This window comes from Bacteroidota bacterium (assembly GCA_018816945.1).
Classification (GTDB): domain Bacteria; phylum Bacteroidota; class Bacteroidia; order Bacteroidales.
In genome coordinates this window covers 1-26,082 of record JAHIVC010000015.1, presented here as the reverse complement: position 1 = coordinate 26,082, position 26,082 = coordinate 1, and the positions used below count along the sequence as shown (strand labels likewise).

Annotated in this window: 24 protein-coding genes and 1 tRNA gene; 16 read left to right on the top strand and 9 right to left on the bottom strand. The window is 35.7% G+C overall.

The features are described 5' to 3' along the window. Positions 1–5: 5 nt before the first annotated feature. The 3 genes from pdxA to KKG99_02570 form a co-directional block, all read right to left on the bottom strand. Positions 6–1,085, bottom strand: a complete 1,080-nt coding sequence (gene pdxA, locus KKG99_02580; protein ID MBU1011866.1) for a 4-hydroxythreonine-4-phosphate dehydrogenase PdxA — start codon at positions 1,083–1,085, stop codon at positions 6–8. A gap of 135 nt (positions 1,086–1,220) precedes the next feature. After that, positions 1,221–2,654 (bottom strand): leucyl aminopeptidase family protein, encoded by a 1,434-nt coding sequence (locus KKG99_02575; GenBank protein MBU1011865.1) that lies wholly within the window; start codon positions 2,652–2,654, stop codon positions 1,221–1,223. A 22-nt stretch (positions 2,655–2,676) separates the two neighbouring features. Continuing rightward, on the bottom strand, positions 2,677–3,915 hold the full coding sequence (locus tag KKG99_02570) for a 3-deoxy-D-manno-octulosonic acid transferase (GenBank protein ID MBU1011864.1): 1,239 nt from the start codon (positions 3,913–3,915) through the stop codon (positions 2,677–2,679). A gap of 385 nt (positions 3,916–4,300) precedes the next feature. On the opposite strand from KKG99_02570, the gene KKG99_02565 reads away from it, so the two are divergent. The 5 genes from KKG99_02565 to KKG99_02545 are packed head-to-tail and all read left to right on the top strand — an operon-like array spanning position 4,301 to position 9,592. Continuing rightward, positions 4,301–5,431: a DegT/DnrJ/EryC1/StrS family aminotransferase gene (locus KKG99_02565; protein ID MBU1011863.1), complete on the top strand. Its 1,131-nt coding sequence runs from the start codon at positions 4,301–4,303 to the stop codon at positions 5,429–5,431. Positions 5,432–5,434: 3 nt separating this feature from the next. Next, positions 5,435–6,010 carry an N-acetyltransferase gene (locus KKG99_02560; protein MBU1011862.1) on the top strand — a complete coding sequence of 192 codons (576 nt, stop codon included), beginning with the start codon at positions 5,435–5,437 and terminating at the stop codon, positions 6,008–6,010. A gap of 34 nt (positions 6,011–6,044) precedes the next feature. Beyond that, a complete protein-coding gene (gene galE / locus KKG99_02555; GenBank protein MBU1011861.1) occupies positions 6,045–7,061 on the top strand; it encodes a UDP-glucose 4-epimerase GalE in 1,017 nt (338 codons plus the stop codon). Positions 7,062–7,063: 2 nt separating this feature from the next. Further along, positions 7,064–8,122, top strand: coding sequence for a dTDP-glucose 4,6-dehydratase (gene rfbB / locus KKG99_02550; GenBank protein MBU1011860.1), 1,059 nt, complete (start codon positions 7,064–7,066; stop codon positions 8,120–8,122). A 45-nt stretch (positions 8,123–8,167) separates the two neighbouring features. Continuing rightward, complete coding sequence (locus tag KKG99_02545) at positions 8,168–9,592, top strand: B12-binding domain-containing radical SAM protein (GenBank protein MBU1011859.1); 1,425 nt, start codon at positions 8,168–8,170, stop codon at positions 9,590–9,592. Positions 9,593–9,654: 62 nt separating this feature from the next. Here KKG99_02545 and KKG99_02540 read toward each other — a convergent pair whose 3' ends face one another. Then, the gene (locus tag KKG99_02540; protein MBU1011858.1) at positions 9,655–10,074 is read right to left on the bottom strand and encodes an Hsp20/alpha crystallin family protein; all 420 of its coding nucleotides are present in this window, start codon (positions 10,072–10,074) and stop codon (positions 9,655–9,657) included. Positions 10,075–10,309: 235 nt separating this feature from the next. Here KKG99_02540 and KKG99_02535 point away from each other — a divergent pair, with 235 nt between their 5' ends. Further along, complete coding sequence (locus KKG99_02535; GenBank protein MBU1011857.1) at positions 10,310–11,377, top strand: flippase-like domain-containing protein; 1,068 nt, start codon at positions 10,310–10,312, stop codon at positions 11,375–11,377. Positions 11,378–11,397: 20 nt separating this feature from the next. Here the strand turns inward: KKG99_02535 and KKG99_02530 are convergent, their stop codons facing one another. Beyond that, on the bottom strand, positions 11,398–12,903 hold the full coding sequence (locus KKG99_02530; protein MBU1011856.1) for a glutamine synthetase family protein: 1,506 nt from the start codon (positions 12,901–12,903) through the stop codon (positions 11,398–11,400). 143 nt (positions 12,904–13,046) lie between these two features. Here KKG99_02530 and KKG99_02525 point away from each other — a divergent pair, with 143 nt between their 5' ends. Beyond that, positions 13,047–14,105 carry a TerC/Alx family metal homeostasis membrane protein gene (locus tag KKG99_02525; GenBank protein MBU1011855.1) on the top strand — a complete coding sequence of 353 codons (1,059 nt, stop codon included), beginning with the start codon at positions 13,047–13,049 and terminating at the stop codon, positions 14,103–14,105. Positions 14,106–14,108: 3 nt separating this feature from the next. Here the strand turns inward: KKG99_02525 and meaB are convergent, their stop codons facing one another. Continuing rightward, the gene (gene meaB, locus KKG99_02520) at positions 14,109–15,209 is read right to left on the bottom strand and encodes a methylmalonyl Co-A mutase-associated GTPase MeaB (protein ID MBU1011854.1); all 1,101 of its coding nucleotides are present in this window, start codon (positions 15,207–15,209) and stop codon (positions 14,109–14,111) included. 174 nt (positions 15,210–15,383) lie between these two features. On the opposite strand from meaB, the gene KKG99_02515 reads away from it, so the two are divergent. The 8 genes from KKG99_02515 to KKG99_02480 all read left to right on the top strand — a co-directional run bounded on the left by KKG99_02515 (position 15,384) and on the right by KKG99_02480 (position 22,025). Further along, positions 15,384–15,456: transfer RNA gene (locus KKG99_02515), tRNA-Lys, on the top strand. A gap of 271 nt (positions 15,457–15,727) precedes the next feature. Further along, positions 15,728–15,913 carry a CsbD family protein gene (locus tag KKG99_02510; GenBank protein ID MBU1011853.1) on the top strand — a complete coding sequence of 62 codons (186 nt, stop codon included), beginning with the start codon at positions 15,728–15,730 and terminating at the stop codon, positions 15,911–15,913. A gap of 183 nt (positions 15,914–16,096) precedes the next feature. After that, positions 16,097–16,939: an ABC transporter permease gene (locus KKG99_02505; GenBank protein MBU1011852.1), complete on the top strand. Its 843-nt coding sequence runs from the start codon at positions 16,097–16,099 to the stop codon at positions 16,937–16,939. After that, positions 16,936–17,718: an ATP-binding cassette domain-containing protein gene (locus KKG99_02500; protein ID MBU1011851.1), complete on the top strand. Its 783-nt coding sequence runs from the start codon at positions 16,936–16,938 to the stop codon at positions 17,716–17,718. The genes KKG99_02505 and KKG99_02500 overlap by 4 nt, the downstream gene beginning before the upstream one ends. Before the next feature lie 37 nt (positions 17,719–17,755). Further along, complete coding sequence (locus tag KKG99_02495; GenBank protein ID MBU1011850.1) at positions 17,756–18,718, top strand: MCE family protein; 963 nt, start codon at positions 17,756–17,758, stop codon at positions 18,716–18,718. Between the two features lie 68 nt (positions 18,719–18,786). Then, positions 18,787–20,616, top strand: a complete 1,830-nt coding sequence (locus KKG99_02490) for a hypothetical protein (GenBank protein ID MBU1011849.1) — start codon at positions 18,787–18,789, stop codon at positions 20,614–20,616. Positions 20,617–20,738: 122 nt separating this feature from the next. Continuing rightward, entirely contained in the window at positions 20,739–21,632 is an 894-nt protein-coding gene (locus tag KKG99_02485) for a YihY/virulence factor BrkB family protein (GenBank protein ID MBU1011848.1), read from the top strand. A 168-nt stretch (positions 21,633–21,800) separates the two neighbouring features. Next, entirely contained in the window at positions 21,801–22,025 is a 225-nt protein-coding gene (locus tag KKG99_02480; protein MBU1011847.1) for a GlsB/YeaQ/YmgE family stress response membrane protein, read from the top strand. Between the two features lie 62 nt (positions 22,026–22,087). On the opposite strand, the gene KKG99_02475 is transcribed toward KKG99_02480, so the two are convergent. The 3 genes from KKG99_02475 to dinB all read right to left on the bottom strand — a co-directional run bounded on the left by KKG99_02475 (position 22,088) and on the right by dinB (position 25,221). Next, positions 22,088–22,633: an FMN-binding protein gene (locus tag KKG99_02475; protein MBU1011846.1), complete on the bottom strand. Its 546-nt coding sequence runs from the start codon at positions 22,631–22,633 to the stop codon at positions 22,088–22,090. Beyond that, positions 22,624–23,805, bottom strand: a complete 1,182-nt coding sequence (locus KKG99_02470) for a hypothetical protein (protein ID MBU1011845.1) — start codon at positions 23,803–23,805, stop codon at positions 22,624–22,626. The genes KKG99_02475 and KKG99_02470 overlap by 10 nt, the downstream gene beginning before the upstream one ends. Positions 23,806–24,009: 204 nt before the next feature. After that, positions 24,010–25,221 carry a DNA polymerase IV gene (gene dinB / locus KKG99_02465; GenBank protein ID MBU1011844.1) on the bottom strand — a complete coding sequence of 404 codons (1,212 nt, stop codon included), beginning with the start codon at positions 25,219–25,221 and terminating at the stop codon, positions 24,010–24,012. A 199-nt stretch (positions 25,222–25,420) separates the two neighbouring features. On the opposite strand from dinB, the gene KKG99_02460 reads away from it, so the two are divergent. Further along, positions 25,421–26,082 (top strand): helix-turn-helix domain-containing protein (locus KKG99_02460; protein ID MBU1011843.1); only part of this gene is annotated, 662 nt, incomplete at its 3' end.

The window sequence follows — 26,082 nt, the reverse complement described above, 5'->3', positions numbered from 1 at the left end:
GCTGTTTAGTTTGCCGAATTATTAGTTTCTTGTTCGGTTGTTATCAGCGGATTTTTAACTAATTCCTGATGCATTAACCTGTTTTTATAGATTTCAATTCCAAGATAGATGGCACTTATAAAAGACTCACTTGAAGCTAAGTTTTTACCGGCAATATCATAAGCAGTGCCATGCGCCGGAGATGTTCGAACAATTGAAAGTCCTGCGGTATAATTTACACCACTTTCAAATGCCAGGGTTTTAAAAGCAATCAATCCCTGATCGTGATACATGGCCAGCACCCCATCAAAGTTTTTATAGGATTGAGATCCAAAAAATCCATCTGCCGGATAGGGACCATAAGCTAATATATTTTCATCAAACGCCTTCCTGATTGCTGGTAAAATTACCTCTATATCTTCAGTTCCGAGTAATCCTTCATCACCGGCATGCGGATTTAAACCAAGTATGGCAATTTTTGGTTTGCGGATTCCAAAATCAATTTTTAAACTCTCGTTCATGATTTGTACTTTTTCCATAATTAAATCAATGGTTAAAGTAGCAGAAACATCCTTAAGTGGAATATGACCAGTGACAACACCTAGTCTTATACTATCACAAACCATTAACATTAAAGGGGTTTGATTGCCAAAATTCTCAGCTAAATATTCAGTATGTCCCGGAAATTTAAATCCGTTGGATTGAATATTATGTTTATTAATTGGTGCCGTTACCAATATTTGAATATCTTTATTTTTCAAACCTGCAACAGCTTCTTCTAACGATTGCAGTGCAAGTTCCCCTGCATCATTTCTTGATTTGCCCAGTTCAATTTTCACTTCTCTCTCACAGCAATTGATCAAATTTGCTTTCAAGGGGCTTATTTGATCGGCCGACTTAATTATGTTAAAACTAAACTCTTGAAGGTTTATCGCTTTTCGGTGATAAGATGCTGCTCTTGATGACCCATAAACCACGGGGGTGAACAACTCCAAAATACGGGGATCGCGAAACGATTTAATGATAACCTCATATCCAATTCCGTTGATATCTCCATGCGAAATTCCAACCCTGATCACATTTTCTGTTTCCTCAATTTCACTCATTTTTATATTATTTAAAAGGAATTGCAAAGATAATATTTAATTATCTCAACTACTTTTTGGTTTAAGAGATATTAATTTTTTTTGACGCTCCCTCATATTTGAGCAGCCTGTCTAAATACAAAATTATCAGGCAATTTACTTAATTTTATGTTTGATGAAATCGAACAAGAGCCGAACCCCAACACCTGTACCTCCGAGTCCGCGGTAGCTATCCTTTTTATTTAAAAATGCGGTTCCTGCAATATCCAGATGGATGTAAGGATAATCGGTAAAATGAGCTAAGAACTTTCCTGCCGTAATGGCTCCGGCTGTTGGACCTCCAAGATTTTTGATATCGGCTATCGAAGATTTTATTTCCTCATCATATTCTTCCCAAAAGGGAAATTCAACAATGCGTTCATGAACCCGGTACCCGCTTTCCAACAATAATTTCATTTCGTTTTCCGACTTAGTTCCCATGGCTACAGATCCATTATGCCCGATAGCTCGCTGTGCAGCACCTGTTAATGTTGCTAAATCAATGACGAGTTCAGGCTCATATTTTTTTGCGTAAGAAAGGGCATCAGCAAGAATTATTCTGCCTTCAGCGTCCGTATTTAGTACTTCAACACTGGTTCCGTTATGCATATAAATAACATCTCCGCTTACATAAGCATTTCCATCAGGGCGATTATCGGTGGCCGGGATTAAGCCAATAACATATACCGGAAGTTTTGCTTTTGCAATTGCATAGATGGCACCAGTAACGGCTGCTCCGCCTGCCATATCGCATTTCATATCATTCATATGATCTTCCGTTTTAATATTCATCCCACCGGTATCATAAACTACCCCTTTGCCCACAAAAACATAAGGTTTTTGATTCACAACAGTTTCGGGTTTGTATTCAATAATATTAAAAGTCGGGGGATCAATACTCCCTTTATTGACGGCCAATAAACCTCCCATTTTCAGGCTTTCAATCTTCTTTTTATTTAGGACCTCAACCTTTACATTAGTCTCGCTAAAAATTTGTTTAATCTCTTCTGATAACTTTTCAGCGGTTAAATAAGAAACAGGCTCATTGACCAAAGTCCTTGCAATTGCATTTGCTTCGGTTAAAATATTCAATTGCCCGATGCTTTTGGGGTCGATAATATTTGAAATAATTTTAATTTCCGACAGCGCATTTTGCTTTTTTGTCTTTTCTTTGAAATATTTTAAGAATTGATAATTCCCCAACGACATCCCTTCAGCAAAAGGAAGCGCCAAAAGTTCATTCTTGGTGTAATCGAGAACAGAAACACTTGTGAGCTTGTGTATATTGATGACTTCTAATAATTTATCCCCCGATTTTCTGGCATTCTCACTTGTGCTGTTCAAATCTTTTTTCGGATCAATCATTTGGATGAAAATCCAATACGACATTTTATTAAGCTCAACACTTTTAATTTCCTGCTCAAAGCTTTTTTTGATAAATGCGATTTCGCCTTTATTTAAGAGATCCTTTGGCAATTGTTTAAGGTCGGATATTAAGATTACCAAACTACTATTGGTCCCATACTTTTTTGCACAATTAACTTTTATCATTTTTCTCGTTTTATATAAATTCTTAATTTTCTAATAATTCATTCAGGTAATTCAATATTATTTTGGAAGCCCCAACACTTTGATTTACGTAATTCTTATTTGTTTGACAAGCATTCTGATACAGATCCTTAATGACGATCAAATTTGAGAAAATTTCAAGGAGTTCATTACTGTTTTTGATTGAAAAAGCACCTTTCAATTTAATCAAATCATTGGCTTCCTGAAATTTTTGAAACTTAGGCCCAAAAACTACCGGAATACCGAAAGTCACGGGTTCCTGAATATTGTGTAGTCCGGTTTTGAATCCACCGCCAATATAGGCAATAGTTGCGTACTGATATACATGCGCAAGTACCCCAATACTATCGACTATCAAAACGTTGTAATTATCAAGCTCATTTATTTTGGCACTTGAAAGTAATCCTGCTTTCGAGCCGATTTTTTTCTGAATTTGTTCAATTCTGGAAGGATGTACCTCATGTGGAGCGATAATAAATTTTATTTCTGGAAACTTGTTTATGATCGGGATGAGTTGCTCTTCATCTTGAGGCCAGGTACTCCCGGCAACTATCAATTTACTTTCTCCCTTAAATAGATTGATGATTTCAAATTTCAATGGATTCTGTGCCAATTGATATACCCGGTCGAAACGGGTATCACCACAAGTGGTCACCTGATTAATTCCAATATTTTGAAGTAGCTCTTTTGATTCTTCATTCTGAACAAAAAAATGGTCGATATTCTTTAATGCCTTCCTAAACCAACTGCTATAAGATTTGAAAAAGTATTGATCGGGCCTAAAAATGGAAGAAATAAAAATGACCGGGATTCTTTGCTTTTTAAGTTCTGCCAGATAATTAAACCAAAACTCATATTTTACAAAAATTACAAGCTTGGGATTAATAATACTAATAAATTTCTTTGCATTTGAATATGTGTCTAAAGGAAGATAAGTAACAATATCCGCATACTCATAATTTTTTCTTATTTCATAACCTGACGGTGAGAAAAAACTAAGTAAAATCTTATAATTCGGATGCGCTTTTTTGAGGCCTTCTATAATGGGTCGGCCTTGTTCAAATTCGCCAAGTGAAGCACAATGAATCCAGATAATCTCATCTCCTGCCGCAACCGAATATAGTAGCGATTCAAAAACGTTTTTTCTGCCATTTAACCATTTTTTTGCTTTTTTATTTACCAAAGAGGCAATTATAATTGCAAAGTAGAACACTGAAATGAGAAAATTATATAAGAATTTCATCTGTAAATAAATATTATTAAACTTGCCTGCCCTGTCTGCTGACAGGCAGGTGCATACAGCTTGGTCGGATGCCCGCCTGAACGAAAAGATTCGGGCAGGGAGCTTGCATGTGAAATTTTCATCCTTGATCGCGATTTACGAACATGCTCGTTTTATAAAATATTAAATCGCAAAATAGCACTATCAAAGGTATTATAAATTTACCTAATCTTTGCAATTTTAGAAATTACAGAAATTATTCAAGCTACTTTATTAACTAAATATTCATCTAACTTAATTATTTATTCTTCATTTAGTAAATATCCCTAATTTTACACCTTAAAAGACAAACTGAAGGAAATTTTCAATTTTTTCCTTCAATAATAACCTAAAATTAAAAAACAGAATGAAGAAAATTAATATGGTTGACCTGAAGGGTCAGTATGAGAAGATTAAAGGAGAAATTGATGGTGCGATTCATGAAGTGCTTGATACTACTGCGTTTATTAACGGACCAGCCGTTAAAACCTTTCAGTCGAATTTAGAAAAGTATTTAGGAGTTAAGCATGTAATTCCATGCGCCAACGGTACCGATGCATTACAAATTGCAATGATGGCTTTAGGCCTCAAACCGGGTGATGAAGTAATCACAACTTCTTTTACCTTTATTGCCACTGCTGAAGTTATTGCTTTATTAGGACTTACTCCGGTTCTGGTCGACATCGATCCGAACACTTTTAATATCGATCCGGATTCTGTTCGCAAAGCGATAACCACTAAAACCAAGGCGATCGTTCCTGTTCATCTATTCGGACAATGTGCCGATATGGATGCAATCATGGAAATTGCCGCCGAATTTAATTTAAAAGTAATTGAAGATGCTTGTCAGGCTATTGGTGCGGATTATACCTTTAAAAATGGGGAAATCAAGAAAGCCGGAACCATTGGTGAAGTTGGATGTACTTCTTTCTTCCCTTCTAAAAACCTTGGTGCTTATGGTGACGGTGGAGCAATATTTACTAATGATGATGAATTAGCCAATCAGTGCCGAATTATTGCAAATCATGGAATGGTGGTTAGATATTACCACGATTTAATTGGGGTAAACTCAAGACTTGATAGCATTCAGGCGGCTATCTTGAATGTTAAATTGAAATATTTGAATGAATACTCAGAAGCCAGAAATAAAGCTGCTAATGCTTATAACCAGGCGTTCTCTAAGTGCAAGAATTTGCAGGTACCTGCACAATTTGCACAATCAACCCATGTTTTCCATCAATATACTTTGCTCACAAAAAATATTGACAGGGAAGGGCTTCACGAATATTTAGAATCTAAAGGAATCCCTGCTCCAATTTATTACCCGGTGCCGCTTCATTTGCAAAAAGCATATCAGGACCCACGGTATAAAGAAGGTGATTTCCCGGTTACTGAAGATGTTTGCAAAAGAGTATTATCTTTACCTATGCATACTGAAATTGATGACGAACAAATTGCATTTATTACTGAATCTGTATTGGAATTTGTAAATAAATAAAACATGTCAACTGATTTTTTTGCTCACCCAAGCACTGTTATCGACGAAGGCTGCCAAATAGGTGCAGGCACTAAAATCTGGCATTTTTCACACATCATGTCAAATTGTATCCTTGGTGAAAATTGCAATATTGGACAGAACGTTGTTGTTTCCCCAGAAGTGATTTTGGGTAAAAACGTCAAAGTTCAAAATAATGTTTCAATTTATTCAGGGGTGGTTTGTGAGGATGATGTGTTTTTAGGCCCTTCTATGGTTTTTACGAATATTAAAAATCCAAGAAGTGCCATCATAAGGAAGGATCAATACGAAAAGACCTTTATTCGGAAAGGGGCCAGTATTGGCGCAAATGCAACCATTATTTGTGGAATTGAAATGGGTGAATATGCAATGATTGGTGCAGGAGCCGTTGTGACTAAAGATGTCAAACCTTACGCACTGGTTATTGGTAATCCATCAAAGCAAATAGGTTGGGTAAGCGAATATGGGCATCGATTAGTATTTGATGAAAATGGCATTGCCGAATGTGTGGAAAGCAAAAAAAAATATCAACTTCTTGATGATAAGATTTTGAAATTATGAGAGATCAACAATCATCATTAAAAAATAATTATTCATGAAGATACTGGTAACCGGAGGAACAGGTTATATCGGATCGCATACCTGTGTTGAACTTCAACAAAAAGGATACGAAGTGATCATCGTTGACAACCTTTCCAATTCAAACATTAAGGTGCTGGATGCCATTGAAAAAATTAGCGGGATTAAACCGGCTTTCGAAAATTTTGATTTAGCTGATTCGCAAAAAACAGTTGACTTTTTTAAACGAAATTCCGATATTGATGGCATCATCCATTTTGCGGCTTTTAAGGCAGTTGGAGAATCGGTGGATTTACCGCTAAAATATTATCACAACAATCTTTTTTCGTTGGTGAACATTCTACAATCGATGAAAGATAATGGGATTGTGAATCTGGTATTTTCGTCAAGTTGCACGGTTTATGGTCAACCTGAAAAACTTCCTGTGAGTGAAGATGCACCTATCCAAAAAGCAGAATCACCTTACGGAAACACCAAACAAATTTCCGAAGAAATTATTTTTGACACCGTTAAATCATCCAATATAAAAGGCATTGCTTTGCGGTACTTCAATCCAATTGGGGCTCACGAAAGTGCCATCATTGGCGAACTTCCCTTGGGAGTTCCCAACTGTTTGATGCCTTATATTACGCAAACAGCCATCGGTACTCGTCAACAATTGAGCGTGTTTGGCGACGATTATAATACCCCTGACGGAACAGCTATTCGCGACTACATACACATTGTTGATTTGGCAAAAGCGCATGTGATTGCCGTTGAGCGAATGGTTAATCAAAAAATGAAAAAAACATTTGAGTATTTTAATTTAGGAACCGGAAATGGTTATTCGGTGTTGGAGGTAATCAAATCTTTTGAAAAAGTATCAGGACAGAAACTCAATTATAAAATTGTTGGTCGAAGGGCCGGGGATGTTGAGCAAGTTTGGGCCGACACCAATTTTGCAAATGTTGAATTGGGCTGGAAAGCTCAAAAAACATTAGATGAAATGACCCTTTCTGCATGGAAGTGGGAGAAAAAACTAAAAGAAAACTAAGTATGAAGACTATCTTAATTACAGGAGGAGCAGGTTTTATTGGATCGCATCTGGTGCGATTATTCGTAAATAAATATCCTGAGTACAAAATAGTTAATCTTGACAAACTTACCTATGCAGGGAATTTGGCAAATTTAACCGATATCGAAAAAGCTCCGAATTATGAATTCGTTAAAGGCGATATCGTTGACGGCGATTTTATTCAGAAATTGTTTGAAGAAAGAAAATTTGACGGGGTTATCCACCTTGCGGCCGAATCGCATGTTGATCGATCCATTTCAAATCCAATGGAATTTATTTTCACCAATATTGTTGGTACGGTAAATTTGCTAAATGCTGCAAAACATAGCTGGAAAGATCAAATGGAGGGGAAATTATTTTATCACATTTCTACTGATGAGGTTTATGGCTCACTGGGTGAAACAGGGCTTTTCACAGAAACTACCGCTTACGATCCGCATAGTCCATACTCAGCATCCAAGGCAAGTTCCGATCATTTGGTTAGAGCCTATAACGATACTTTTGGGCTTCCAACGGTAATTTCAAATTGTTCGAATAATTATGGTGGTTTTCAGTTTCCTGAAAAATTGATTCCGCTATTCATCCATAACATTAAAAACAATAAACCTTTGCCGGTTTACGGAAAAGGTGAAAATATCCGCGATTGGCTGTATGTTGAAGATCATGCACGTGCTATCGATTTAGTTTTCCATAAAGGAAAAAACGGAGAGACTTATAATATTGGGGGAAATAATGAATGGACCAATATTGATTTGATCAAATTGATGTGTAAAAAAATGGATCAAAAATTGGGTCGTCAAGAAGGAAGCTCAGAAAAATTGATCACTTATGTAAAAGACCGCGCTGGTCATGATTTGCGTTATGCCATCGATTCTTCTAAACTACAAAAAGAGTTGGGCTGGAAACCCAGTTTACAGTTTGAAGAAGGAATAGAAAAAACCATCGACTGGTATCTTGAGAATGAAAATTGGTTGAACAATGTTACTTCGGGATCTTATTTAAAATATTACGAAGAACAATATTCGGAAAATAGATTCTAGTTTTATCTAAATCCGGGATCAACTTTTATTGAAAAACATTTAAAAATGGCTTTAACCAGATTACATCTCTCAAAAAAGTTGAGAATCGGACTAATCAATCCCAACCGAAACTTAAAAGATGCTGCCATTCATCTTGGGTTAGGTTATTTGGCTTCTTATGCCCGGCAACATCATTTGGATTTAGAGTTCAAGTTGTTGGATACCAGAATCGCCCATAGAAAAGATTTCGAGAATTTTTTTAGTCAGGCATACGATCTTTTTGCTTTCACTGCTTCAAGTCAGGTTTTTGACGAAGCCATTGAAATGGCTGAAAAACTAAAACAATCTTATCCCGAAACACCCATTTGTATTGGAGGCAGCCACGCCTCAACTGAAAAAGAAAGATGTTTATCGGGCTATCCTTTTGATTTTGCCATTTATGGCGAAGGTGAACAAACTTTTTCTGAGCTTATCGCTTATTTTAAAGGGGAGAAAGAACTTGAAAGCATCCATGGATTAATCTACAAAAATGAATCGGAAAAAATTTACATCAATACACCCCGATCACTGATTTTAAATATTGATGAAATTCCTTTTCCCGCCTATGATTTGTTTGAGATGAAGAAATATCATCAGCACCGATTGACAACAAGTAGAGGTTGTCCCTATAATTGCGTGTTCTGCAATTCTTCTTCACTATGGACCCATAAATGGCGCAAGCGTTCACCCGAAAATATTTTTGCTGAAATTAGGTTTTTAATCAAGCATTTTGGGCGAAAAACAATCATTTTTAACGACGATAGTTTTAATATTGACGCTAAAAGAGTAATCGAATTTTGTAATTTATTAATTGAGAAAAAACTTGGGATCATCTGGTCAACCTCCATTCGGGTTGATTTGGTTACACAGGAAGTTGCAGATTTGATGTTCAAATCGGGGTGCTACAATGTAAGTGTCGGGATTGAATCGGCTAATGACGAAGTGTTGAAACGGATGAACAAAAATACCACCAGGGAAAAAATTTATGCAGGAATCCAAATGCTTCGCAAAGCCGGGATTGATGTGATGGGGCAATTTATGATCGGCAATCCGGGCGACACTTTGGAAAGCGTAAAAGAATCGATTGAATTTGCCAGAACTTCTAATTTGACCGGCGTTGAATTTTATACAGCCTTGCCTTATCGCGATTCCTTATTATGGGAATTTGTAGAGGAACATGGTAAACTGCTTACCGATGTAGAACCTTATCGATATCACAATTTTCGCCCACGTATTATTTTTGAAACTCCGGAATTTCCTTTTGACGATCGTTTAAAAGCCATTGAACTAGCCGGGAAAAATGGATTTTATCATGCCCTAACTCACGACGAGAAAAATGTGTTGCTTGATAGCGGACGGATCATGGCTCAATCCATTCAAAAGATCATAAAAGGCAAAAGTGGGAATAAACTTTATTTGGGGTTGAGAAAGGTTTATAGAAATTTTAAATAATATGCAAAAAAAGGGGTACTCGCACACTGCGGTAACCCCTTTGCATTAACCTAAACTTTAAATTATGAAATCTGAATTGCTTTCTTCAATTTAGCTTCTTCAATTTTGGGAATAATGATATTCAAAATCCCGTTTTTATAATCTGCTTTAATTTTATCAGCTTCCACTGTTTTAGGCAAAGTAAAAGCTCTGCTAAAACTGTGATAAGCAAATTCTTTTCTTGAAAAGTTTACGTTTTCAGTTTTTACTTCTTTTTCTGCTGAAATTGTTAACAGATTGTCTTCCAAATCAATTTTGATATCGTCTTTTTCTAATCCCGGTACAGCCAAACTCAGCTCAAAATTATCTTCATTTTCAATGATATTGGTTGCTGGTTTTCGGCAATAATTGGCATGATAATCATTGGCTAAAACATCGTTAAACATTACATGATCAAAAAGATTTGTAAATCGTGGCTGGTTGTTAAATTTTATTAAGTTCATTGTTTTTCCTCCTATATTTTAATGTGTAATTTTTTATTTCTTTACCCTTTTTCAAATCCTGTACCATTGCAAATACATTGTAAATAAACGCCATTATGTCATTATTATTTTTAACCAACTGCCTTTGTGGCAGTTTAATTAAAGCCTATTGAGTTAATAGTCTGTGAATATGTTTTTGCAAATTCCATCAACACTTTAGAATCAATGTTTACATTTGCATCTCGAAAAATTAATTATGACTGAGGAAGCACATAGCATATTAAAGCATTTTCATTTCAAAAAAATTATTATGCCGGTAATTATTGGAATGGGAGTAGCTGCTTTTTTGATTTTTCAGGATTTTGATATGCAGGTCTTCAGAGATGCTCATTGGACCTGGATCACTACCTTTTGGATCTTTGTTGCTTTACTATTAATGGCTGTAAGGCATCTTGCTTATATGTACCGGATTCGTCTTTTAACTGATAAACAGCTAAGCTGGAAACGAAGCTATCAGGTAATTATGCTCTGGGAATTTGCATCCTCGATTACGCCATCGGTAGTTGGAGGTTCGGCTGTGGCGCTCTTTATCGTCAACAAAGAAGGAATTAACATGGGTAGAACAACGGCTGTAGTCTTGGTCACTTCTCTCCTCGATGAACTTTTTTATATCCTTTTTGTCCCAATTATCATACTCGTTGTTGGCTACGATAAAATCTTTTTTGGGGATATCGGATTTTCTTTTTTAAATGCGGATTTGGGCATGTTCGGGGTTTTCATAGCCGGATACCTTTTTATCATCTTACTTCAAGCCATCATCGTTTATGGGATTTTTATTAATCCAAGAGGTTTAAAATGGGTGTTGATTCGGTTAACCAAAATACCTTTCTTGAAAAAATGGAAAAGTAAAGCCGTAGATACTGGTAATCAAATCATGGCAACCTCAAAAGAGCTTAAAGGAAAATCACTGCTATTTTGGACCAAGGCATTTATAGCAACCGTGTTTTCCTGGACAGCACGTTTTTGGGTAGTAAATGCGATTATTTTAGGATTTATTGCTGTTAACGACCACCTATTAATTTATGGGCGACAATTGGTAATGTGGGTTATCCTGCTTATCAGTCCGACTCCCGGAGGAAGTGGAGTAGCAGAATATATTTTCACCGATTTCCTTGGAGAATTTATTCCATTGGGACTATCACCAGCGTTGGCTTTACTCTGGAGACTATTAAGCTATTATCCCTACATTATTCTTGGGGCAATTGTATTACCTGGTTGGATACGTAGGGTTTACCAAATAAAAGATGCAGTAAAAGAAAAGTAATTATACTCGTTTGAAGTTGACTATCCGCAATAGAAATACTTATCTACAACTTTCATGATTTTTTCTTCATCTTTTCCCAGCTCAGCTCTTAAATTCTGGTCATTAAATGACTTCAGATATTTAACCATCCAATCAATAGTGTTTTGGGTGAATACACCATCTTTTGTGTAAATTTCAGCTTGCCTTTCTAACTGTAAAGCTGATTCATAGCATGATGCAGGTAATTTAGCAAGCTGATCTAATTTGTCTTTATAATCTTCGTTGAAAATATTAACATCAACATAAGTGTTTTTAGCAACTTCAAGTGCATTCTCCATTTCTAAACCATGACGAACTGCAACTGCAAGCCCCGCCAACAACAAATGAATATCTGCTGACCCGTCAGGACATCTGAACTCTACGGTTTGTTTGTTGCTAAAATCAAATTCAATATCCGGTTCTTGTGGATTGGCATGTTTGATCATGTTATTTTTACCAGACCAGCCTAGCGGAACTCTTACCAGAACTGAACGATTTCGATCGCCCCAGCAAATATTAGTTGGCGCTTCCTGATGAGGTACCAATCTAAAATATGAAGTGGGATTTGTATTTCCGAATGCGGTCAATGATGGGGCTAAGGTTAAATATCCTGCAATTGCTTTTTTGGCCACATCACTCAAACCTCCGCCATCTTTTACCATGGCAGTTTTCCCATCTTTAACTAATTTTGTATGTATGTGCATTCCACTGCCTGCTTTACCAGTAGTGATTTTGGGAGCAAAGGTTAGATCAACACCGTATTGATTTGCCATACTTCGCAATATCCATTTTGCAATGATGAGTTGATCAGCTGCTTCTTCTAATTTAGTAGGCAAAAATTCAATTTCATTCTGTTCATATATTTTATCACCAAGTGTGAAATTACCAACTTCAGCATGTCCGTATTTTATATAACCACCACATTGGGCTATCGCTTTCATTGCATTCTCCCTAAACCCTCCCCATTTTGCGAATGGATATGATTCGTGATACCCTTTTTGATCCTCTGCCTGAAACAAATCTTCCTTATCACTAATAACGTAATATTCCAATTCTCCCATTACTTCAAATGAATATCCGGTTTTTTCAATTAAGGTTTCATGCGCTTTTCGAAGTACATATTCCGGTGAACTCTCAAAAGGCACTCCATCTTTCGTGTAATAAGAACACAAAATATCTACAGTAGGAATTTCGTTAAATGGATTCAAAAAAGCAGTACTATATCGCGGAATAACATACAAATCACTTGATCCGGCTTCCATAAACGAAAACAAACTACTTCCATCAACACGTTCGCCTGCCGTTAGAATAGCATCAAGGTGATGTCGGTCGTTAATAATAAAATTCAAAGTTTTAAGTCGCATATCCCATCCCACATACCTAAAATTCACCATCTCAATATTGTTGTCTTCGATGTATTTAATTAAATCAGCCTTGGTGAAATCTTGGGGGTATTTGTTTAAATACTGAACCAATGGATTTGGATTCATTTCAATAGAATCTCTCATAATCAAATGTTTTTTATAGGTTAAAAACTGGACGGCAAACTTACTAAAATTCAGTGTATAAATTCAGCAAATTGATCAAACATTTTATTTTAATTAAGTATTGATTTCTTTGAGTAATTTTGCTTTCTCATTAATTTTTAAAAATGCACAATCTTAGCGAAGTTTTATTTTTTACGTTTTTTCTTATATTCATTACGACGATTTTAATCATCGATTTGGCGGTATTTAATAAAAAAAGTCATATAATTTCGCTTAAAGAATCTTTGGTCTGGACAGTTTTGTGGGTAGGCCTTGCACTGGGGTTTTATATCTTTATTATTTCGCAAGGAAGTTTAATTCACGGTATTACCGATATAGATCAGCTTAAACAAATTATACAAAATTATCAGCATCCTATTAAAGTTGATGGGATGGGTTTTACTGAGGCTGTTAAACTTTATGAACACAACCTTGGGCTTGAATACCTGACGGGTTATATCATAGAGAAGGCTTTATCTATCGATAATGTTTTTGTGATGATTGTGATTTTTATGGCCTTTGGAGTAAAAAAGATCTATTATCATCGCATTTTATTTTGGGGAATATTTGGTGCCATTGTCATGCGATTTATTTTCATTTTTTCGGCTTCCGCACTTATTCAGGAATTTTCCTGGATATTATATGTGTTCGGAGTGCTGTTGATCTTTAACGGTGTAAAGATGTTTTATACCCGAAACCACAGTGATAAAGTTGATACAGATAAGCATCCGGTTGTACGATTTGCTTCACGATATTTCTCTGTAGCAAAAAATTATGAAGGGCCTCAATTCTTTACTAAAATTGATGGTAAAAAATATATCACCCCTTTATTTCTTGTTTTATTAGTCATTGAGTTCATGGATGTAATTTTTGCAGTTGATTCTGTACCGGCAATTTTTTCGATTACACATGATCCTTATATTGTTTTCTTTTCGAATATTTTTGCTATTATCGGATTGCGGTCCCTATTCTTTTTATTGATGAACGCCATGGGGCATTTCCGCTTTCTGAAAATTGGATTGTCTGTTTTGCTTACATTTATTGGACTTAAGCTATTAGCTCATCATTGGCTTGAGGTAATTGGATTTCAAACAGCACACTCTTTGTATGTCGTTTTGGGGATACTCTCTTTAAGCATCATTTTATCTTTAATAATACCTGAAAAAAAGGTTCTTACAGGATAAACACTACTTCTTCATCAACTCAAAATATTTATCAAGAATTTGCTGAGAAGCAATATATGCACTAAGCTTATTGTTAACGATGTCAGTTTTACAGATTTCCATCAAATCTTTAATTTCTTTTTGATGAAATAAACTATCTCCCAGTTTTTGCATAAGTGTATCCATCATGGTGTGGATAGATTGTTTTTGGCGATTTGCAGCAAAGTAACCGTTTGCCTGAACCTTAGCAATATAATCTGTTATACTGGTCCAAACAATTTCAATCCCCTTATGATTTAATGCGGAACAGGTTTCAACTTTTGGCGACCAGCCTGATTCAGTTAATGGGAACAAATGAAGTGCATTCTCATATTGGACTTTGGCATTTTTTGCTTTCTGTATATTATCGCCATCTGCTTTGTTAATCAAAATCATATCTGCCATTTCCATAATCCCACGCTTGATTCCCTGAAGTTCATCTCCTGCTCCGGCAAGCATCAACAACAGGAAGAAATCAACCATCGAATGAACTGCTGTTTCGGATTGCCCTACTCCGACTGTTTCTATAAATATTGTATCGAAACCTGCTGCTTCGCAAAGAATGATGGTTTCGTTCGTTTTTCGTGCAACGCCACCCAAAGATCCTGATGATGCAGATGGACGAATAAAGGCATTTGGATGATTTGCCAAGTCCTCCATACGGGTTTTGTCTCCCAGGATACTTCCTTTGCTTCGTTGACTGCTAGGGTCAATAGCAAGTACTGCTATTTTCCTGTTTTGCTTAATCAAATACATGCCCAGAGCCTCAATGAAAGTACTCTTTCCAACGCCCGGTACTCCCGTAATTCCTACCCTAACGGATTTCCCCGATAACGGTAAGCATTTTTCGATAATTTCCTGAGCCTTTTTATGATGAGATGGAAGCGAACTTTCGATCAAAGTTATGGCCTTGCTCAGAATCATTATATTACCCTGCTCAATCCCGTCAAAATACTCATCTGCCGAAATTTCATGAATATTTTGCTCTTTTAATTTTTGAACTGCACAATCGTTAATTGATGAAGGCTGCTCAATTCCTTCATTTACATATAAAGCCGAGTTTTTATTTTTGGATTGTTTAGGCATATCGACAGACAATATTTTTAAACAAAGATATCAGAATTATATATAAAAAATGTAATTTTGCCCTGTTTTAAAACCGCTCGTTAGCTCAGTTGCCTGCCAAAGGCAGACAGGGCAGAGCATCCCGACCTTAGTCGGGGAGGGTCGTAGGATAAAAATTGAAATCTTGTATTAATTCTCTCGGTAGCTCAGTTGGCAGAGCAGTTGACTCTTAATCAACGGGTCGTGGGTTCGATTCCCCCCCGGGAGACATTTATAATCAAAAGGTTACAAGCTAATTTAGTTTGTGGCCTTTTTTCATTTGCTCACAATTTTCATCGTTTTCTCTGTTTTAAAACAAAAGGGGGCAATACTTTCAAGTAATTTAATCATACAAAGTGCAATTTATTCGATAATGTGTGAATGATGCAATTCTTTTCTTGAATTGTGTAATAATGTAAGAATTTATTAGATACATCTTTGTAGTATGAAAATATCTTCATGGCTGACCCACCAGTTGTGGGAACTAAAATTGAAATAAAATGAATACAACTGAAGCTAAAGGGAACTGGAAGTACCAAAAAGGCAAACTTATACAGAAATTTGCCATCTTGACAGACGATGACCTGTTATATGCAAAGGGCAAGAAAGAGGAGATGCTTGGAAGACTTCAAATCAAACTTGGAAAAACAAAAGAAGAATTGCACAAGATTATTGAGGCCCTTTAATAATTATAGTTTTGAAAAAATTCGTGCTTTGGACCTGAATTTTCCATAAAAAATAAACTTACATATATCCCGAAAATTGACAGGAATTACCCCTGCCAATAGGAGTTCATCATCTGCCTGAAAAACAAGCTGGCACATACTTAATGAACAAAAATAAATTCATATGTAAGCAAATGGTTTATTATGAAAAAAATTATTCCTATTATTAAAGTAAAAGGATTTGCAACGACCCAAACTAAAAGGCTGAGTGAAAAAACACTGGCAAAAACGCAAATTGCAAGCATTTTTTTTAAAGATGTCGCCGATGTTTTCTTGTTTATTATGGTACTCCTGAAAGAAACATTTTCCCGCAATTTTGAATTTAAGGAATTTTTTCGTCAGTGTTTTAAAATCGGGTATAAATCGTTACCCTTAATTTCAGTTACCGGAGCAATCATGGGTTTGGTACTGACCATTCAATCGCGACCGGTACTTGTTGATTTCGGGGCAGTTACTTTGCTTCCCGGAATGATAGCCGTTTCAATTATCAGGGAAATGGGACCTGTAATAACGGCATTGATATGCGCCGGTAAAATTGGTTCGGGAATGGGTGCAGAATTGGGTTCAATGAAAGTGACCGAACAAATCGAAGCCATGGAAGTATCCTCCATTAATCCTATGCGATTTTTGGTTGTTACAAGGGTGGCAGCAGCAACCCTTATGATTCCATTATTAATTTTATATGCCGATGCACTTGGTATAATTGGAAGTTGGGCAGGTGCGAATATTAAAGGAGATGTATCTTTTACATTATTTTTCTCTCAGGCATTTAGCCATATTGAATTTATTGATTTTTTACCTGCTGTTATAAAATCATTCTTTTTCGGGGCCGTAATCGGATTGGTAGGATGCTATAAAGGTTACACTGCCGGACGGGGAACCGAAGGTGTAGGGATTGCTGCAAATTCAGCCGTGGTTTTAGCATCTCTCTTGGTGATAATTATAGATCTGATTGCCGCACAAATAACCGATATGCTGATATCATGAACACAAAACAAACAGAAACCTTAAATAATGCTCACTTTAATGCAAAAAGTGATAAGCCGGTTATCGAGATAATAAATCTTAGAAAATCATTTGACAATCAGGTTATACTGAAAGATATTTCTTTGAAACTTTTTAATGGCGAAAACCTTGTGGTTCTTGGTAAATCGGGCAGTGGCAAATCCGTTTTAATAAAATGCATTGTTGGATTATTGAATTCTGATGGCGGAACAATCAATGTATTTGAAAATAATGTAACTGGCTTAGGCCGAAAAGAATTGAATGAGTTGCGAAAGAGAATTGGTTTTTTATTTCAAAGTGGAGCCTTGTATGATTCCATGACGGTGAGGCAGAATCTGGAATTTCCATTAAGGAGAATAAAAAAGAATCTGTCTAAAAAAGAGATTGCCGAAAAAGTTAAAGAGGTTTTAGAAAATGTTGGCCTGCCTGATGCATTGGATAAAATGCCATCGCAACTTTCGGGTGGTATGCGAAAAAGAATAAGTCTAGCACGAACCATCGTCGTGGACCCGATGATCATGCTATATGACGAACCTACTACCGGCCTCGATCCGGTAACTTCATATGAAATAAGTTCGCTCATCAATGATGTGCAAAAAAAATATAAAACTTCATCCATCATCATCACACACGATATTGCATGTGCTCGGACGAATGCAAACCGCGTAATTATGTTATTGGATGGTAAAGTCTATCAGGAAGGAAAATTGGAATCGTTTGAAAAGTCATCCGACCCTGTAATTAAATCCTTCTTCAATTGAAAATTGGTAGTTCAACAGTTAATAAAAAGAATGAATCATGGACACACATACAGAGAAATTTAAAGTAAGGTTAGGATTGTTTATTGTTGGAGGATTAACTTTTTTCGTAATTGCCATATTTATCATCGGGAAGCAGCAAAATTTATTTAATCCTGTTTTTAAACTTACAACGACTTTTCACAACGTAAGCGGATTACAAGTAGGAAATAATGTCCGCTTTACCGGAATTAATGTTGGTATTGTTGATAAAATTAAAATTATTAATGATTCAACAGTCAAGGTCGATATGTTGATTAAAAAGGATGTTCAGCAGTTTATTAAATCGGACTGTGAAGTTGCAATCGGATCAGAAGGTCTTATTGGAGACCGTCTGATACTCATTACCTATGGAAGCCCAGATGCTCCTATAGCCAAAGATGAACAGCAGCTTTTATCGGTTGAGCCTGTTGAAACAGATGCTATTATGGCAAGTTTGCAAATAACAGCACGCAATGCCGAAATTATTACGCAACAACTTGCTGAAGTTATGATTAAAGTAAACAGCGGACACGGAACACTCGGGAGATTAATCCAGGATTCAACCATAGCAGAAAATATTAATCAAACCATATTGAGTATTAAAAAAAGCTCTAGTGGATTAGATGAAACAATGGAAGCGGTAAGTCAGGATGTATCTGCCATTATGGGGAGTATTAAGGTAACGACCGGAAATGCAGAAATTTTTTCGCAACACATTGATGAGGTTATGACTAAAATAAACAGCGAAAACGGAAATATAAGCAGATTGATTCAGGATTCAACCCTTGTTGAAAATTTGAGCCAGACTATGTTAAACCTCAAAAACAGCTCCAAAGGATTGGATGAAAACATGGAGGCACTCAAGCATAATTTCTTATTTAGATGGTACTTTAAAAAGAAAGAAAAGGCTGCCGCAAAACATAAAGAAGCAGAAGAACGAATGAAAGCAGACGTACAAAAAAATATGGAAGAAAAGAAATAATATGCCAATGGCCTTATAGAAAACGATGAATATCTTGAATAACGAAAAAGATAAAACTGTTCATGCAAATGTGGTCCAAAAATATTTACATATTTTTTATTATCTCGATTGGCACTTTTGATACTGCTTTTGCACAAGATACCATTGCCAAAACTGATTCAACCAAGCTTTATGGAAATATTGAATCCTATTCCAATCGGAGCAAGTTTAATAAGTTTCTTTATCGCTTGGTTTTTAAACCGGTTGCCCCCATTTCAAAAGATAAGAAAGTTTATAAAAAAGAAATCCAAAAACCATATAGTAGCTTCGAAGGTAAAATTATCAGGCATATTAACATTGAAACACTTGACCCGTTTGGCTATTCGGTTGCTGATACCAATGAAGTCTCCCAAAACTTTTTATTCAAAACCGGGAACAGTCTACATATAAAATCTAAACATATCACCATTCGAAACCTCTTGCTTATCCGACAAAACCAAAAATTTGATTCTTTACTGGTAAAAGAATCTGAACGATTGGTTCGCAGTCAGGTATATGTGCACGATGTCTCGTTTTATGTTAAAGCTGTTTCGAAAAACTCCGATTCGGTCGATGTTTTTATCCGTGAGCTGGATAATTGGAGTATTGCTCCCAATGTTGCTTTATCATCTTCGCGTGTCACGTTTACTATGACCGATAAAAATTTTCTAGGGTTCGGGCATAAATTTAGAAATGAATACACATGGTACCATTCCTCAGGAGATGATGCTTTCAAAACAAATTACTTTATTCCCAACATACGCAATACTTATATCAACGCAAACTTGGATTATGGTACTGATCAATTCAAAAATTTGACCAGAAGTTTTGCAATTGACCGACCATTTTTTTCGCCTTTAGCCAAGTGGGCAGGCGGAGTATATTTTACACAACAACTCCACAATGATTCTATCCGGACAATCGATTCGGTTTTTGTTAAGCAGCGGATAAAATTTAATGCACAAGATTACTGGGCAAGTAATGCCATTCAGATATTTAAAGGTAATACCGAGGAAAACCGGACCACAAATTTAATTTCCGCTGTACGATATTATCGAATTCATTATCTCGAAAAACCAATTGAATCCTTAGACACGCTGAAAACATTCAGTGACGAAAGTTTTTATCTGGCAAGTATAGGCATCTCAACCCGGAAATATGTACAGGATAAATTCATATTTAAATTTGGCTTAATTGAAGATGTACCCATCGGAAAAGTATACAGTATTACGGGTGGTTACCAGATAAAAAATAATTCCGGACGTTTGTATCTTGGTGCGCGTATCTCTTTTGGGAATTATCATCCATGGGGATACCTGAGTTCCAATTTCGAATATGGGGCTTTCTTTCATTCATCAAAAGTTGAACAAGGTGTTTTTACGGCCGGGGTAAATTATTTTACAGAATTATTTGAAATTGGAAAATGGAAATTCAGGCAGTTTGTTAAACCACAACTAACAATTGGTATAAACCGATTTGCTAGCGATAGTCTAACGCTTCAAGATGGTTATGGCCTGGATGGCTTTAATAGCAATTCATTGATTGGTACCAGCCGCCTTTTGTTTACCCTGCAAACACAATCCTATGCACCATGGAAATTCATCGGATTCCGTTTCGGCCCCTATTTCATTTTTTCGATGGGCTTGCTTGGAGATGTGGCAGAAGGATTTAAAAACAGTAGAGTGTATTCACAAATTGGACTTGGCGTATTAATCAAAAATGATTATCTGGTTTTTAATACATTTCAAATATCCATAGCATTTTATCCTTCAATTCCGGGCAACGGTCAAAATATTTTTAAAATGAACTCATTTAGAACATCTGATTTCGGGTATCGGGATTTTGAAATCGGTAAACCGGCAACAGTAATATATCGATAATGTAAAATAGTTTTTATCAAGGGTTATGAAACGACCATTTAATTTTTTAAAAAATCCGAAAAAAGTGAATCAAGATAGAATGTTAGGTTCCATATAACCATTAATAATTAAAAAATTTACCAATGAAAATAAAGAACTCAGCAAATAAGATTGGTTATCTCCTCAAAGAAACCGTAAAAGGGTTTATCGCTGACGACGCTATTAAGTTAAGTGCAGCGTTGTCCTTTTATACCATTTTCTCTTTACCTCCGTTGCTTATTATTATTATAAGCTTAGCAGGATCCTTTTTTGGAACAGAAGCCGTCCAAGGCGAAATATTCGGACAAATCAACGGGTTGATTGGTAACGATGCCGCGCTGCAAATACAGGAAATAATTAAAAATGTAAAACTTTCGAGCAGTAGTGCATTTGCTACTATCGCAGGTGCAATCATTTTATTGATTGGGGCATCGGGTGTGTTCTCAGAAATTCAAGACTCCATCAATTATATATGGGGCATTAAAGCAAAACCTAAACGTGGATTAATAAAATTCCTTAAAAACCGATTGATGTCATTTTCTATGGTCGGCTCTGTAGGATTTTTACTGTTGGTTGGTTTAATTATAAATGCGATAATGGATATTCTTAGTAACAAATTAGCAGCATATTTCCCACAGAACACTATCTATTTATTTTATGCCATCAACCTACTTACCGTTTTCGTTGTTATTACACTTTTATTTACCGTTATTTTTAAAACATTGCCCGATGGGAAAGTGGTCATGCTCGATTGCATCATTGGGGCATCTTATACCGCCTTCCTTTTTATGATTGGCAAAATTGGTATCGGAGCTTATCTCGGAAGTTCCTTAATTGCTTCCTGGTATGGTGCTACTGGTTCCGTTATTTTGATTTTTATGTGGGTATATTATTCCGCCATCATACTATATCTCGGTGCTGAATTCACAAAGATATATGCACACACTCACGGGCAAAAAATAATTCCGTATACCTATTCTATTAGAATTGAAAAATAGTCGCCTGAAAATTGAATATAATGAAAACAAAGCGTTTAGGAAAACAGAAACGTATTGGAATGGGTCAATTTAAAATTGTAAGTTTTTTTCAAACAGTTCTTAAGTGTGGGAATGATGTAATTCTTATAAAAAGATATGTTACATAGACCGAAATAAGGTGGATTACCTTTGAAATTTATTTCTAAATCCCTTTTAGCCAATTTTCAATTTTTGAAAGGTAGAGGATCCGGGGTTAGAGTTAATTTATTGGTCGGAATTGCAGATGCCATTATTGGCGGTTTGTTACCAAGCGAATTAGGCATCCATCTCTCATCCGGATTAATTGGCAGTTTGATCGCAGCGCTGATTGGTACCATCGTTTTATTATTCGTGATCAGTTTATTCAAGAAATGATAAACTAAAAACAAAATAACCCGCTAATATAAAAATCAACGAGTTATTTTGAAAAATCATTATTAAAATACTTTTTGCTCCATTAATAGTTTCACATCCCTGAAAATATGATCAATGCTTTCAGTAATCGAAGCCCCTGAAATTGTTGCACCCGAAATTGCATCAATATTTTTTTTGAATATCAAATGATCAGTAGGTGTTTTTCCGATAAATTGTTGCAGCCATTTTTTTTGAGTAATTTCCACCCCATGTTCTTCCTCGTACACTAACACCCTTACCAAGAGGACTTCGAGACCTTTCCCCAAAAAAATAACATAAGTAAAATCATGAAAGCGACCCATCGCTTTTTCAATAATATAGAATCCATCAAAATCTTCAGCGGTTAATCTAAATATCTGATTACTTTTTAAATTCACACCAGCTTTTTCAAACTGCTCATCAGAAATAGTTAATGGCACTATTTTGAAATCCTTTAGCAACAAATCTTTCTTAATTATTTTATCCAACTTTTGGCTAAAGCCATCTGATTCGCTTGCAAATGCCTGCAAACCCAAAACACTGATTAGCAATATGAAGATTGTCTGATTTAATCTTTGTCTTAAAACCATACGGCAACTCCTGCATTAAATTGTTTTGAATATTTATTTTCGGTTTTGTTTTTAAAAAATCTGAAATCTGATTTTAAAACAACGCCATCTGCAATTTTATATCCTACTCCTGTTATAATCTCCTGAACCGCGTATTTATCGTCTTTAGTTGTATTCTTTTCAACTTTAGACTGTGTGTTCAAATTTTCGTAACGCACAAAGAATGTTAATCCATTAGCAGTTGACTGAGAATTTACCAACACATCATAGGCAGCCTCTGCATAAAATCCATGCATTGCCGACCCTGCATTGCCTCCGGTAAAGGTATTATACTCCATTGTATTTGCTAATCCCCCATAAATTAAAACACTTCTGAATGAAAAACCATTGTTCTCATAACGCAAATCTAATCCGATCACACTTAAATTAATAACGGTTGAATCTGCCATCATCATGAAATTATTATTGTTTTTATCAGCACCATTATACAGTGTAGATTGTGTTTTTCCGAAATATCCAGCCAATCCAAGCTTTAAATGATTTACACCGAAATAATCAAGCTTAAATGATAGGTTTGGTGAACTGATATAGGATTCGGCTCCTTTTTGACGCCCACTTCTTATTCCTGCACCCGATATTTTCGAATTACCGTCATATCCATTTAATCCATTTACAATGTATGCCTGATATTTAAGTCCTATATCAGTGAATTTTCCACTAAATCCTGCACCAATTTCTCTCCATGTTGTTGGGATGATTGAACCGGCTACACTCGGTCTTTCAACACCATTAAATGTAGTTGGCTCATGATATTCGTTAATGATTCCCATCGGAATTAAAATTAAGCCTGCTCTCAATGCCATAAATTCGTTTAATTTATAACGAATAAACGCTTGCTCGACAAAAACTTCTATCACATGTTCAAACTCAAGTTCGGTCACAAAATCAACGCGATCGCTAAACTGATAACCAAATAATAATACCATACGATGTACATCCAGTATGCCATTAGAGCGTATCGCATTATCAAATTTTTGATTAAAATCGATTTGCCCATAGCCTCCAATAGTGAGTTTTCCCTGATTGTGATCCAATAATTTTGTAGCTGCGTTGGCAGGTTCATTAAGTGATTGAGCAAGCATTATATTCAGCATCATAATGCTCGAGAAGAGTAGTAGAATTAGCTTTTTCATTGTTAACTTAGTGCTTGTTTTTATTTAGATTTATTTAATTTAATAACAAATTTAATGTTTTATGGAATTGATTTTTCAAATATTATCATTTTTGCAAATGATATATATCATAATTCTAAATAAGCAATTAGTTGAAATCAATCAAAAAAATTATATAGAGGAGGCATTCTCGTGTTTTTTACTCATTAGAGAGTTAGACTTCACTTACTTGCTCAGAAGTAAAGTTTGTTCTTCTTTATCCTCGATTTGCAAACGCTCTTCGGCAGTTTTTATTCCCACGGCTCTTTTAATTGATTTTTCGCCAAAACGCATTTTAATCCGATCCATAGCCTGATACAGACAGGTCATTTCGGGAGTATCTTCAAACATATTTAATTGCTGCCACCCACCCACTAATCCACTTAACTTAACACCAACTAAACGCAACAACATCCTGCGCTGGTAAAGCCGATCGAACATCTCTAATGCCTCCTTAATTAAAATATGGTCGAAAGTTGTATAAGGAATATGCTTTTGTAAAGTATGTGTATCGAAGTTTGCATACCTAATTTTTACAGTAATAACAGATGCCAGTTTATTCTTTTCGCGCAGTTGAAAAGCAAGTTTTTCAACCATACTAATCAATCTCTGTCTAAGCCAAATTACATCTATGGTATCTGTATTAAAGGTACTTTCAGTCCCTATTGATTTCCGTTCAGAATATGGCTTAACAGGAGTAGGGTCAATTCCATTCGCTTTTCGCCAAATGATAATGCCATTTTTACCCATGACATGCTCCAACATTTCAGGAGGAACTACACTTAATGTTTTTATGGTAGTAATCCCCATTGAGCGAAGCAAATGATAAGCCTTATCGCCTATCATTGGGATTTTTCGAATACTTAAAGGAAATAAAAATGGCAATACCTGACTGGATTGAATCTGCAATAATCCGTTGGGCTTTGCTTCTCCTGTGGCAATTTTCGAAACAGTTTTATTGGTGGACAATCCAAACGAAATTGGCAAGCCCGTTTCATGAATAACTTTTTTTCTGAGCTCAGTTGTCCATTTCAAGTTTCCGAAAAAACGATCCATCCCCGTAATATCAATATAATGCTCATCAATCGAAGCTTTTTCATATAAAGGAGCATTTTCTTCAATAATGCTTGTTACCATCCTGGAATATTTACTATACTGATCCATATCGCCTCTAATCACAATAGCATGCTTACAGAGCATACGTGCTAGTCTCATTGGCATGGCCGAATGAATGCCATATGCCCTTGCTTCATAACTGCAACTTGCAACAACTCCTCTATCCGAAATTCCTCCTATAAGTATAGGTTTTCCTATCAATTTGCTATTTTGCAAACGCTCAACTGACACGAAAAAAGTATCCAGATCCAGATGTACAATCGTACGAGTATCAGCATTCATTTCAAAAAAACCTTGACAATTAAAATTATTGTATTATATTTGATTAGTTTTTAATCTTTTTTATGATTACAATATAATCATTTAGATTAATCATTTACAAATATTAATTTGAAAATAATTTACCTTTAAAATACCTTAAAATAATTTTTGCATAAAACCGGGACAATTAGCACATTTTTGTATTAAATAAGAAAACACAATGAACACATTCGGAAATAACATTAAATTTCTTCGCAAAAGACAAAAGCGCACTCAGGACGACATCGCATTTATCCTTGAGATGAAACGATCAACACTTAGCGGTTATGAAAACGGAGTTGCCCAACCTAGTGTAAACGCACTTATCCGTTTTTCAATGTATTTTAAAGTAGCGATCGACACACTTGTTAAAGTTGATTTAACGACACTTTCAGAGAGTCAACTTTCCCAAATTGAACGAGGTTATGACACATATATCAAAGGAAGTGACATACGTGTTCTTATATCCACTATTGACCAATACAATAATGAAAACATTGAGCTGGTTTCTGAAAAAGCTAAGGCAGGGTACAAAAGTGGGTTTTCGGATCCGGATTATATCCGAGTACTTCCAACATTCCAATTACCATTTTTATCACGTGAAAAAAAATACCGAACATTTCAAATTAGTGGAGATTCCATGTTACCCATACCTGATGAATCTTTTGTAACCGGTGAGTTTGTTTTGGACTGGAATACCATAAGGGATGGCTATCCATACATTATCCTGACCAGAGAAGACGGAATTGTTTTTAAGATTATTGAAAACAAAATTAAAGCTGACAAAAAACTCATTCTTCATTCTTTAAACTCACTTTACGACCCATATGATCTTGATATTAT